This window comes from Mycobacterium sp. NTMscope_MAC_12, from assembly GCF_976985675.1.
Genome location: NZ_CDRJYY010000001.1, coordinates 4,255,895 through 4,267,905 on the forward strand (window position 1 = coordinate 4,255,895; position 12,011 = coordinate 4,267,905).

Consider the following 12,011-nt stretch of genomic DNA (forward strand, 5'->3'; position numbering starts at 1 on the left):
GGACGGGTGAGCACTCGCGCTGATTCCGGGCCACCCGGCCCCGCCGACCCCCTGGGCCGGTTCAGCGCCGTCACCCGCGAGTGGTTCACCAGCACCTTCGATGCGCCGACCACTGCGCAGGCCGAGGCCTGGGAGGCCATCGCCGACGGCCACAACACCCTGGTGATCGCCCCCACCGGGTCCGGCAAGACGCTGGCGGCCTTCCTGTGGGCGCTGGACAGCCTCGCCGGCTCGGCCGACCGCCCGCGGGGTACCCGGGTGCTCTACGTGTCCCCGCTCAAGGCGCTGGCCGTCGACGTCGAGCGCAACCTGCGCACCCCCCTGGCCGGGCTCACCCGCATCGCCGAACGCCGGGGCCTGCCGCCGCCGGACATCAGCGTCGGCGTGCGTTCCGGCGACACCCCGCCGGCCACCCGCCGCCACCTCATCAACCGGCCCCCCGACGTGCTGATCACCACTCCGGAGTCGCTGTTCTTGATGCTCACCTCCGCGGCACGCGACACCCTGGCCGGGGTGCAGACGGTGATCGTCGACGAGATCCACGCCATCGCCGCGGGCAAGCGCGGCGCGCACCTGGCGGTGTCGCTGGAGCGCCTCGACTCGCTGCGGGAGGGCGCACCCGCCCAGCGGATCGGGTTGTCGGCGACGGTGCGCCCGCCCGAGGAACTCGCCCGGTTCCTGTCCGGCGGGCAGCCGACGACCATCGTCGCGCCGGCGTCGGCCAAGACGGTCGAGCTCACCGTGGCCGTGCCGGTGCCCGACATGGCCAACCTGGCGAACACTCCCCCGCAAGCGGGAGGTACCCCCTCCATCTGGCCCGACGTGGAGAACCGTCTGGTCGACCTGATCGAGGCGCACAACTCGACCATCGTGTTCGCCAATTCGCGGCGGCTGGCCGAACGACTCACCGCCCGCCTCAACGAGATCCACGCCGAACGCAGCGGCCTCGAGCTGTCCACGGAGGCCAACCCCAAGGTGGCGGGCGGCGCCCCGGCGCACATCATGGGCTCGGGCCAGACCTACGGCGCCGACCCGATCCTGGCGCGCGCCCACCACGGGTCGGTGAGCAAGGAACAACGCGCCCTGGTCGAAGAGGACCTCAAGCGCGGGCTGCTCAAGGCGGTGGTGGCCACCTCCAGCCTGGAGCTCGGCATCGACATGGGCGCGGTCGACCTGGTGATCCAGGTGGAGGCGCCGCCGTCGGTGGCCAGCGGCCTGCAACGCATCGGCCGGGCCGGGCACCAGGTCGGTGAGGTCTCCCAGGGCGTGCTGTTCCCCAAGCACCGCACCGACCTGATCGGCTGCGCGGTCAGCGTGCAGCGCATGCTGACCGGCCAGATCGAAACGATGCGGGTGCCCGCCAACCCGCTCGACATCCTGGCGCAGCAGACCGTGGCGGCCGCCGCGCTCGAGCCGCTGGACGCCGACAAGTGGTTCGACACGGTGCGCCGCGCCGCGCCGTTCGCGACGCTGCCGCGCAGCGTGTACGAGGCCACCCTGGACCTGTTGAGCGGCAAGTACCCCTCCACCGATTTCGCCGAGCTGCGTCCCCGGCTGGTCTACGACCGAGACACCGGCACGTTGACAGCGCGCCCCGGCGCGCAGCGGCTGGCCGTGACCTCCGGCGGGGCCATCCCCGACCGGGGGCTGTTCACCGTGTATCTGGCCTCCGAGGCCGAAAAGCCTTCGCGGGTCGGCGAACTCGAAGAGGAAATGGTCTACGAGTCGCGGCCCGGCGATGTCATCTCGCTGGGCGCCACCAGCTGGCGGATCACCGAGATCACCCACGACCGGGTGCTGGTGATCCCGGCGCCCGGCCAACCGGCCCGGTTGCCGTTCTGGCGCGGTGACGGCGTCGGCCGCCCGGCCGAGCTGGGCACCGCGCTCGGCGCGTTCACCGGTGAGCTGGCCGGCCTCACCCGCGAGGAATTCGAAACCCGCTGCGCCGGGCTGGGTTTCGACGCCTACGCCACCGACAACCTGGCGCGCCTGCTCGACGAGCAGCGCACCGCCGCCGGGGTGGTGCCCACCGACACCACCCTGCTGGTCGAGCGGTTCCGCGACGAGCTCGGAGACTGGCGGGTGATCCTGCACTCGCCCTACGGGCTGCCCGTGAACGGGCCGTTGGCGCTGGCGGTGGGCCGGCGGCTGCGGGAACGCTACGGCATCGACGAGAAGCCCACCGCCTCCGACGACGGCGTCGTGGTGCGCCTGCCCGACACCTTGGCCGATTTCGCGTCGGACACGGGGATGGAAACACCGCCCGGCGCGGACCTTTTCGTCTTCGACGCCGACGAGATCGACCCGATCGTCACCGACGAGGTGGGCGGTTCGGCGCTGTTCGCGTCGCGGTTCCGCGAGTGCGCGGCCCGCGCGCTTTTGTTGCCGCGCCGGCACCCCGGCCGCCGCTCGCCGCTGTGGCAGCAGCGCCAGCGCGCCGCCCAGTTGCTCGAGGTGGCCCGCAGATACCCCGACTTCCCCGTCGTGCTGGAGACCATCCGCGAATGCCTGCAGGACGTCTACGACGTCCCCGCCCTGGTGACGCTGATGACCGGCATCGCCCAGCGGCGGGTGCGGGTTGTCGAGGTCGAGACGGCGCGCCCCTCCCCGTTCGCGGCGTCGCTGCTGTTCGGCTACGTCGGCGCGTTCATGTACGAAGGCGACAGCCCGCTGGCGGAGCGCCGGGCCGCGGCGCTCTCGCTGGACAGCACGCTGCTGGCCGAGCTGCTGGGCCGGGTGGAGCTGCGCGAGCTCCTCGATCCCGAGGTCATCGACGCCACCGCCCGCCAGCTGCAGCACCTCTCGGCCGAACGGGCCGCGCGCGACGCCGAGGGCGTCGCGGACCTGCTGCGGCTGTTGGGCCCGCTGACCGAGGAGGAGGTGGCCGCCCGCAGTGACATCGCCGACGGCAAAAACGTCGGCGGCTGGCTGGAGGGCCTGCGCGCGGCGCGGCGCGCGCTGACGGTGTCGTTCGCCGGGCGCAGCTGGTGGGTGGCCATCGAGGACATCGGGCGCCTGCGCGACGGCATCGGCATCCCGGTTCCGCTGGGTGTGCCGGCCGCCTTCACCGAGGAGGTCACCGACCCGCTGGGCGAACTGCTGGGCCGCTACGCGCGCACCCACACCCCGTTCACCACGGCCGAGGCCGCCGCCCGATTCGGCCTGGGGCTGCGGGTGACGGCGGATGTCCTGGGCCGGCTGGCCGGTGACGGCCGGCTGGTGCGCGGCGACTTCGTCGCCGCGCCCGAGACGTCGGGGGCGGCCGGTGTGGTCGGGGCCGAGCAGTGGTGCGACGCCGACGTCTTGCGCATCCTGCGGCGACGGTCGCTGGCGGCGCTGCGGGCCCAGGTCGAGCCGGTCAGCACCGCCGCGTACGGCCGCTTCCTGCCGGCCTGGCATCACGTGGGGGCGGCCGAATCCTCGCGCAGCCCAGGCTATTCCGGCCTGGACGGCCTGATGTCGGTGATCGACCAGCTGGCCGGTGTGCGGATGCCGGCGTCGGCGATCGAGCCGCTGGTGCTGGCCCCCCGGGTCCGCGACTACTCCCCCGCGATGCTCGACGAACTGCTCGCCACCGGCGAGGTCACCTGGTCGGGCGCCGGGTCGATCTCGAGCAGCGACGGCTGGATCGCGTTGCACGCCGGCGAATCCGCGCCCCTGACACTGGCCGGGCCCGCCGACATCGACCTGGGCGACGCCCACCGCGCCATCCTGGACACCCTGGCCGGGGGCGGCGCCTACTTCTTCCGCCAACTCGCGCACGGCGCGGTCTCCGACGCCGAGCTCAAAACCGCACTGTGGGAACTGATCTGGGCCGGCTGGATCACCGGCGACACGTTCGCCCCGGTGCGCGCCGTCCTCGGGGGCGCCGGCGCCCGGAAACGTTCCGCACCCGCGCACCGGTCGCAGCGCCCGCCGCGGCTGAGCCGGTACACCGTCGCGCACGCGCAGTCCCGGCCCGCCGACCCCACCGTGGGCGGCCGATGGTCGATCCTGCCGGCCCCCGAGCCCGATTCCACGCTGCGCGCCCACTACCAAGCGGAACTGTTGCTGGGCCGCCACGGCGTGCTCACCCGCGGCGCGGTGGCCACCGAGGGCGTCCCGGGCGGGTTCGCCACCCTGTACAAGGTGCTGAGCACCTTCGAGGACGCGGGCCGGTGCCAGCGCGGCTACTTCATCGAGTCGCTGGGCGGGGCGCAGTTCGCCGTCGCATCGACGGTCGACCGGCTGCGCAACTTCAGCGAGGGGGTCGATCCGGAACGGCCGGAATACCGGGCGGTGGTGCTGGCCGCGGCGGACCCCGCCAACCCGTATGGCGCGGCGCTGCCCTGGCCCGCCTCCGCCGGCGAGGGCGCGCGGCCGGGCCGCAAGGCCGGCGCGCTCGTCGTGCTGGTCGACGGCGAGCTCGCCTGGTTCCTGGAGCGCGGCGGACGCTCGCTGCTGACCTTCACCGACGATCCCGCGGCCCACCTCGCGGCGGCGACGGCCCTGGCCGACCTGGTCGCCTCCCGCCGCGTCGCGGGGATGCTGGTGGAGCGCATCGACGGGGTGCCGGCACTGGCGCCCCGCGCGGACGGGTCCGCGCCGCTGAGCGCGCTCACCGACGCCGGATTCCACACGACGCCACGCGGAATGCGGCTGCGCTGAGATGCCCGAGGGTGACACCATCTGGCACACCGCCGCCGTGCTGCGTCAGCACCTGCTCGGGGGCACCCTGACCCGCTGCGACGTTCGGGTGCCGCGGTTCGCCACCGTCGACCTCACCGGCCAGGTGGTCGACGAGGTCGTCAGCCGCGGGAAGCATCTGTTTATCCGGGTGGGGCGCGCCAGCATTCACTCGCATCTGAAGATGGAGGGCAGCTGGCGGGTCGGCAGCCGGGTGCGGGTGGACCACCGGGCGCGCATCGTCTTGGAGACGGGCACCGCCCGGGCCGTCGGCGTCGACCTGGGGGTGCTCGAGATCCTGGATCGCGACCGCGACGGCGACGCCGTCGCGTACCTGGGACCCGATCTGCTGGGCGAGGATTGGGACCCGGCGCGTGCCGCCGCCAACCTGACCGCCGACCCGCACCGCCCGATCGCCGAGGCGCTGCTGGACCAGCGGGTGCTGGCCGGGATCGGCAACGTCTATTGCAACGAACTGTGTTTTATCAGCGGGCATCTGCCCACCGCGCCGGTGAGCGCCATCGCAGATCCGCGGCTGCTGGTCTCTCGCGCACGAGAAATGCTGTGGCTCAACCGTTTTCGTTGGAACCGGTGCACCACCGGTGACACCCGCAGCGGGCGCCAGCTCTGGGTCTACGGGCGCGCCGGGCAGCAGTGCCGTCGCTGCGCCACCCCCATCGACGCCGACGACACGAAAGCACGGGTGGCCTACTGGTGCCCGTCGTGCCAGCGCTAATCCCGCGCGTGCGCGAGGAAAAACTCGGCAATGGCTTCCGACCCGTCAAGCGCGTGCGTGGTGGGCCCGATGACGGCCGCGGGCAGATATTGCTTGCCGCCCGGCCAGGTGTGCCCGCCCTTGTCGACCTTGCAGAAGACCACCTCGCTGGACGCCGAACACGCCGCCGAGACAAACCGGTGGACGACGGTGCCGTCCCGGACATCGGGCAGCACCTCCATCGACGGGTCGCCGGTGCAACCGTCCGCCGCGCGCCACTTCGCGACCATGGCATCCGCCGAGATGGAGTGGCTGAGCCCGCCGCGGCCGCGCACCGCGCCACCCTTGAACGGCACCAGCGGGTCGGCGGTGCCGTGGGCTTCCCACACCGACACCGGCCGCGACGGGTTGCAGGCCACGCCCACGCCCAGGGTGCCGGCCACCGGCGCCGCCGCGGCGAAGACGTCCGCCCGATCGCAGGCCAGCCGGTTGGACATGAAGCCCCCGTTAGACATCCCGGTGACGAAAACGTGGCCGGGCGCGATGTTGTAGTCGTGTTGCAGCTTGCCCACCAGCCCGACCAGGAAGGCCACGTCGTCGATGTGGCGGCGATCCGCGGGCGACGCGCCGCGCCCGTCGGCCCAGCTCTTGTCGTAGCCGTCGGGGTAGACGACCAACAGGTCGTGGGCGTCAGCAACGGAGTCGAACCCCGTCAGCGCGCGCTGCGCGATCCCGGTTCCGCCGCCCCCGTGCAAACTGAGCACCAGGCCGATGGGGTCGCCCGCCGGCACGTGCAACATGTAGGTTCGGTCCATGCCGTTGGATCGGAACGTACCGGAAACCTCGCGGGCGCTCGCCGCCGACACGTGCCGGACCCCGCAGCCGACCACGCATATCGCCACCAGCGCGAGCCACAGCCACCGCGCGTACGGCATGTTGTCAGGTCGCCGACGGCGCAGCGACGGACAGAGGCCGGTTACGCGCCGCCGAAGACAGAGCAAACGTTGGTATGGCACGGACGGCATTATCGGCGATACCCCGTCGGGTGACGCGGCGCCGTGCGAACATTCCGACTGGCCCCGCCTTCAGCAAGCTACGGCTCTTCTGTTCCACGGGAGTATCACAAATGACGAGCACCCAGATGCGCAAGCCCGGCCGCGCGCGGTCGCTTCTGGCTATCGGCGTTGCGCCGGTGGCCGGGCTACTCGGCGCCCTGTCGACACCGGCGAGCGCGCATGCCACCTCCGCCGATGAGGCGTTCCTCGCCGCGCTGAAAGCCAAGGGGATCAACTTCGAGTCACCCGAGGCCGTGGTCAACTCCGGTCACACCGTGTGCCACCAACTCGATTCGGGCCAAACGCCGGAACAGGTCGCCAACAACGTGCTGTCCAGCAGTTCGCTGGACGGCTATCACGCCGGTTACTTCGTCGGCGTCAGCATCAAGGCGTACTGCCCCAAGTACGCGGCAGCATCCGGGTCCTGAAATTTACAGCCGGTTGACAGACTGGTGACGAATTCACGGCTAAAATTGGAACATCCGAAACTAATGTGACGAGCACAAGGCCAAAATGATTCCGAAACTTTTGGTCGGTGTTGCGGGTGTTGCCATCGTTCTTGGCGCTTCCGGCTGGACCGCAGCATCGGCCAGCACCGACCCTAATCCCTTCAGTCATCTCAGCTGCGCCTGCAAGGAGTCAGATCCGCCAGGCAGCCCGGCCCTGCGGGACAAAATCAATCAGGGCATCCAGCACGGTCTTTCCGCCTCAGCCCCCGTGACGCAGTGACCGGCCTCGCGGCCTAGAGCCAATCGCGACGTTTGAACATCACGTACAGCACCACCATCAGGACGGCTATCACGCTGGTGCTGGCCGCGAATCCGGCCGCCGTACCGAAGCCCGGGTAGGGAACGTTCTGCCCGTAAAAGCCGGTGATCGCCGTGGGCACGGCGATGATGGCCGCCCATCCCGTCAGCTTCTTCATGACGGTGTTCAACCGCGCGTCCTGCAGCGACAGGTTGGTCTCGAAAATCGTGGTGACCATGTCGCGCAGCGACTCCGTCCATTCGGACACCCGCAGCACGTGGTCGTAGAGGTCGGCGTACAGCGGATCGAGCTGCCGGTCGGTGCCGTCCGAAATGCGGTGGTGCTGAATCGAATTGACCACCTCGCGCATCGGTAGCGCCACCCGCCGCAGGTTCACCAGGTCCCGGCGCAACCCGAAGGTGCGGCGCTGAAAATCGCCTTTGCGGGAGGTGCCGTCGAAGAGTTCGTCCTCGATGGCTTCGATGCCGTCGTCGAGGGCCTCCACGGCGGCGAAGTGGCTGTCGACCACCACGTCGAGCAGGCCGTGCACCAGGGCGCCGACACCGGAGGCCTGGCCGCCGAGCTCCTGCCATCGCCGGGTCACCTGCGCCATGTCGAAGTCGGGCGTCAGGCGCACGGTGATCAGCCCCTGCGGCAGCACGAAGGCCGAGATGCGCTGCATCGTCAGTGCGCGCGCGGGGACGGCGTTCGCCGCGGGGTCAGCGATGTCGGCGGCGTAGACGGTGAAGAAGGTGTGGGTTTCGTAGCCGGTGGCCTTGACCCGTTCGGCCGCCGCCACGGCGTCTTCGACCGCCCAGTGGTTCAGCCCGAGTTCGCCGGCCAGGCCGCCGAGGGTGTCGTGGTCGGGGTTGCACAGGTCGGCCCACACCAGGGTGTCGGGCTCGGACAGGTGGTCCGAGATCTTGCCGAACTCGAAGTCGTCCTGCGCCTTGCCGCCGCGCCACACGCGGCCCTGGATCTGCGGAGCGTTGCCCACCACGCGATCTTCTCAACCCGCCGACGGCGGACGGTGCATCACCGTGCCCGAAAGCTCCGCGCCGTACTCGATGTCGTCGTAGTCGCGGCCCTTACGCCGGCGGCCGTCGCTCGAATTCCGGCCCGGGCGCACCGGCGCCATGGGGAGCATGGGCGGCTGCGCGCCGCCCGGGGGAAGCGGCGACACCGCCGAGGCGAGCTGCACCGGCGCCTGCGACGACGCCAACATTCCCACCGTCGCGGGCGGCATGGTCAGGTGGCCCAGCGAAATTCCGACACCCAGCGTCGCCCGCGGCGCCAAGGACGACCCCGCGGCGCCGACCGCGCTGACGAGCCGCGTCTCCGCCGACGCCAGCGCCGCGGCGCCGTCCGCCAATCCCGGACCGATGCCCTCACCCAGCGACGTGAACGCGTGCGCGGTGGCCAATTGCGCGCACACACCCAGAATATTGACCGGAAATCCGCTCGCGGCGATGGTTTGGCTCGCCCATTGATTGGCAAATCCAAACCAGCCAGCTTGGGGGTCGAACCCGGTGGACGCGGCCAACTGCGACGCCATCGGAGAGGTAGCGGTAGTCGTGGGCACCATCGTCGCCTGGGTCGTCACCCCGGATGGACTGGCCACCTGGGGCGGCGGTGAGAACTGGGGCAGCTTGACGGCGCCCGCCGAGGTCGCGGCGTAGCGATACATGGCGGCCGCGTTGTTGACCCACATGGTGTGGTACTCGGCTTCGGTTTCGGCGATGGCCGGGTAGTTGATGCCGAAGAAGTTGGTGGCCAACAACATTGCCAGGCGCGCCCGGTTGGCGGCGACCAGCGAGGGATGCACCACCGTCCAGTGGGTCCATTCGAATGCCGCGGCGACGACCTCCACCGACGCGGCGGTCTGCTGGCACTGCTGCGCGGTAAGGCGCAACCAGGCGAGATACGGTTCCAGCGCCTCGGCCATCGCCAGCGACGACGGACCGTGCCACGTCGTGGACAGCCACGACAGCTCAGCGGTGTAGCTGCTTGCCGATTGCTCCAGCTCGGCGCTCAATTCCTGCCAGAAGCCGGCGGCTTCGATCAATGACCAAGCGCCGGGTCCGGAGTGGATCAGCGCCGAGATAATCTCGGGCGGCAGTATCCCAAAATCCATGAACCTTTACCTTGGGGAAGAAGTGGGTGGGGCGAACGACGCGCGTCGGCGCTGGTGCTGGTCGCCTTTGACAGACTCTGCCGACCCCGTGGATGCGATCGGCGCTCGCGGTCGTGCGGCGCCGACGTCAATGTCAATGTCATCCGGCCGACGGGTTTCGAGGCATCACTTTGCCTTTGACCTCGCGGCCCACGGCAACGTCCTCGTACTTTTGCTGTTTGCGTTTTCGCCAGCCGGTGCCCGCCGAGGCCGTCGGCGGCGGCACCATCATCGGCATCATGGGGAATCCTGATTCCGTCGCGGGCAGCGGGGACGCCGCGGAGGCGAGTTGCACCCCGGCCGGTGCGCCCGGCAACAGCCCCACGACGGCGGGGGGCGCGGTCAATTTGCCCAGCGAGACGCCAACCCCCAACGCCCCGGTCGGCGCGGAAGCCCCCGCGCCGATTCCCTTGATCGCGTTGGCCAGACTCGCCGTGGTCGCTCCGAGGCCCTCGGACAGGCCGGAACCGATGTCGCCGCCGACGGACGCGACCCCTTGGGCGGTCGCCATCTGCGCCCACACGGTCAATAGGTTGACGGGGAAACCGGACGACATGAACTGGTTGGCCCAGGTGTTCGCCCAGCCGAACCAGCCGCTGTTGGGGTCGAAGCCGCCGGCGGTGTTGAGCCCCGAGAATATCGATCCCAGTGACGAACCCGAAGAGTCAGTCGAGGCTTTCATCACCGCGGCCTGCTGGTTGGCCGTTCCGGCCGGATTGGTGTCGGGAAGCGGCGAGGTGAACGGCGACAGTTGCGTAGTCGCCTGCGACGTCGTCGCCTGATAGCGGGTCATCGCCGCGGCGTTGTTCGCCCACATGGTCTGGTATTCGTTCTCGGCCTCGGCGATCGCCGCGGTGTTGGTCCCGAACCGGTTGGTCATGAGCAGCTGCCGCAGGCGCGTCCGGTTGGCGGTGACGACCGAGGGATGCACGACGGTGGCGCGAGTGGCGCTGAAGGCCGAGGCGGCGGCTTCCGCCGAGGTGGCCATCTGCGCGGACTGCTGCGCCGTCTCGCGCAACCACAAGAGGTAGGGCTGGACGGAAAGCAGCATCGCCATCGCGGACGGACCGTCCCAGGAATCGATGAGCGAGGACAACGTGGAGGCATAGGTGGAGACGGAATTCTCCAGCTCGACGGCCAGGCGCTGCCAGGCGCCGGCGGCCTCGATCAGCGAGCCCGCTCCGGGCCCGGTGTGGATGAGCGTCGAGGTGACCTCGGGGGGTGCTAGTAGATCCATCACATCTCACAATGCCCACGCTGAGAACGCCTCAGCAAATTTCCGTTAACCAGGCCGCGAAAAAGCCCCAAACTCTTGTACATCGATGCCTGCTACCTGCGGTCGGTTACCTCCCAGTTCGACCGCAAGCCGCTAGGACACCCTATACCCCCAGCTACGCGCTCCTCTCCCCATTTATTGACCGGCGAACCTCGCCCCGCCGTTCAAGGGGCCGTTCAAGGGGCCGTTCAAGGGGCCGTTCAAGGGCGGGGCCCCTCTTTCAGACGGTGACCGAGGCGCCGCGGTTCACGGTGACGACGCGGTCGCCCAGCCCGCGACGCCGCATTTCCCGGGTGAAGTCGGCCAGGGGCGACGCAAACACCGCGTAGTCGTCGAAGTGCACCGGGATGACCTTCGGCAGGCTCAGCAGCGCGACGAGTTCGGCCCCCTGGCGGCCGTCCATGGTTACGGTCAGCCCGAACGGAAGCCGCCGGCCGGCCGGCAGCCGCGTGCCGCCGAGGTGCAGCATCCCCACGTCGATCGGATCGAACCGCGCCGGAACCTCTTTCAGCTCCTCGACCAGCAGGGTGTCCCCGGAGATGTAGAGCCGGCGCCGGGGCGAGCCGTCGGCGGCGACCTCGAGCATGGTGCCCATCACCGGCGGCAGCAGGCGCCGGCTCCACCCCGGCGCGTGGCGCCCGGGCAGCGACGTGAGGGTCAGCGTGGTCTCGCCCTTGGTGATCGTGTGCTGTTGCCAGGTCCGCAGGCCGCGTGCGTGCGCGAAGCCGCGGCGGTGCAGGCGCTGGGCGGCGTGCGGGGTGGTGACGATGGGAAGGGCGTGGTCGAGACCCCGCTGCGACACCCGGTCCCAGTGGTCGCCGTGCATGTGGGAGAGCACGATCGCGTCGACGGGCGGGAGTTCGTCGATGCTCAACGCCGGCTCCTTCAGGCGCTTGGACACCAGGCCGTGGCCGAGGTAGGCGCGTTGCCCGCGGTGCAGGAAATTCGGGTCGGTCAGCAGCGTCAGCCCGCCGACGGAAATCAGCGTGGTGGCGTTGCCGACGAACGTGACGGTGATGTCCATACGCGCGGGCTACCCGATCCCGGGCGGCCCATGCCGCGGGCTGTCCGCTCAGTCGATGTGCGTCGGGGGGTCGGCGAACGCGAAATCCGGCGGGCGCTGGTCGGGGCCCATCACGTCGCAGTTCTGCTCGGGCACGAGGTAGGAACTGGCTCCGTGGGGAATCAGGCGGGTGACGGCGACGCAACGTTGCCAGGTGCCGTCGGGCTGGACGGGCCCGTCGCACTTGCTGAGAACGCCTCCCCCGTACTGGCAGCCGGCGACGGCCGGCGGTGCAAAGGCGATCAGCCCGGCGGCCATGAGCAGGGCCGCCACTCCTGAACCGATGCCGCGCTTCATGGTTGCCTCCCGACGACCCA

At 70.4% G+C, this 12,011-nt stretch carries 9 protein-coding genes; 3 read left to right on the plus strand and 6 right to left on the minus strand.

The window, feature by feature from the left end:
* Window positions 1-6: 6 nt before the first annotated feature.
* Together AC0KS4_RS19600 and nei2 are read left to right on the plus strand one after the other, a co-directional pair.
* Window positions 7-4,647, plus strand: coding sequence for an ATP-dependent helicase (locus AC0KS4_RS19600; RefSeq protein WP_425326328.1), 4,641 nt, complete (start codon window positions 7-9; stop codon window positions 4,645-4,647).
* A 1-nt stretch (window position 4,648) separates the two neighbouring features.
* A complete protein-coding gene (gene nei2, locus AC0KS4_RS19605) occupies window positions 4,649-5,401 on the plus strand; it encodes an endonuclease VIII Nei2 (protein WP_238956716.1) in 753 nt (250 codons plus the stop codon).
* Here nei2 and AC0KS4_RS19610 read toward each other — a convergent pair.
* Entirely contained in the window at window positions 5,398-6,315 is a 918-nt protein-coding gene (locus AC0KS4_RS19610; RefSeq protein ID WP_225329580.1) for a CE1 family esterase, read from the minus strand. The two genes, nei2 and AC0KS4_RS19610, sit on opposite strands and share 4 nt — an antisense overlap.
* 191 nt (window positions 6,316-6,506) lie before the next feature.
* Here AC0KS4_RS19610 and AC0KS4_RS19615 point away from each other — a divergent pair, with 191 nt between their 5' ends.
* Complete coding sequence (locus AC0KS4_RS19615; protein ID WP_225329581.1) at window positions 6,507-6,863, plus strand: DUF732 domain-containing protein; 357 nt, start codon at window positions 6,507-6,509, stop codon at window positions 6,861-6,863.
* Window positions 6,864-7,177: 314 nt separating this feature from the next.
* On the opposite strand, the gene AC0KS4_RS19620 is transcribed toward AC0KS4_RS19615, so the two are convergent.
* The 5 genes from AC0KS4_RS19620 to AC0KS4_RS19640 form a co-directional block, all read right to left on the minus strand.
* Window positions 7,178-8,179, minus strand: coding sequence for a magnesium transporter CorA family protein (locus tag AC0KS4_RS19620; RefSeq protein ID WP_238956717.1), 1,002 nt, complete (start codon window positions 8,177-8,179; stop codon window positions 7,178-7,180).
* A 12-nt stretch (window positions 8,180-8,191) separates the two neighbouring features.
* Window positions 8,192-9,316, minus strand: a complete 1,125-nt coding sequence (locus AC0KS4_RS19625; RefSeq protein ID WP_238956718.1) for a PPE family protein — start codon at window positions 9,314-9,316, stop codon at window positions 8,192-8,194.
* A gap of 139 nt (window positions 9,317-9,455) precedes the next feature.
* On the minus strand, window positions 9,456-10,592 hold the full coding sequence (locus AC0KS4_RS19630) for a PPE family protein (RefSeq protein ID WP_238956719.1): 1,137 nt from the start codon (window positions 10,590-10,592) through the stop codon (window positions 9,456-9,458).
* A gap of 259 nt (window positions 10,593-10,851) precedes the next feature.
* Entirely contained in the window at window positions 10,852-11,655 is an 804-nt protein-coding gene (locus AC0KS4_RS19635; RefSeq protein ID WP_238956720.1) for an MBL fold metallo-hydrolase, read from the minus strand.
* Window positions 11,656-11,703: 48 nt separating this feature from the next.
* Window positions 11,704-11,991 (minus strand): CDGP domain-containing protein, encoded by a 288-nt coding sequence (locus AC0KS4_RS19640; protein ID WP_225329585.1) that lies wholly within the window; start codon window positions 11,989-11,991, stop codon window positions 11,704-11,706.
* Window positions 11,992-12,011 lie beyond the last annotated feature (20 nt).

Coding starts and splice junctions, on each gene's coding strand:
- nei2 (WP_238956716.1), top strand. CDS start 4,649: ATGCCCGAGGGTGACACCATCTGGCACACCGCCGCCGTGCTGCGTCAG.
- AC0KS4_RS19610 (WP_225329580.1), bottom strand. CDS start 6,315: ATGCCGTACGCGCGGTGGCTGTGGCTCGCGCTGGTGGCGATATGCGTG.
- AC0KS4_RS19615 (WP_225329581.1), top strand. CDS start 6,507: ATGACGAGCACCCAGATGCGCAAGCCCGGCCGCGCGCGGTCGCTTCTG.
- AC0KS4_RS19625 (WP_238956718.1), bottom strand. CDS start 9,316: ATGGATTTTGGGATACTGCCGCCCGAGATTATCTCGGCGCTGATCCAC.
- AC0KS4_RS19630 (WP_238956719.1), bottom strand. CDS start 10,592: ATGGATCTACTAGCACCCCCCGAGGTCACCTCGACGCTCATCCACACC.
- AC0KS4_RS19635 (WP_238956720.1), bottom strand. CDS start 11,655: ATGGACATCACCGTCACGTTCGTCGGCAACGCCACCACGCTGATTTCC.
- AC0KS4_RS19640 (WP_225329585.1), bottom strand. CDS start 11,991: ATGAAGCGCGGCATCGGTTCAGGAGTGGCGGCCCTGCTCATGGCCGCC.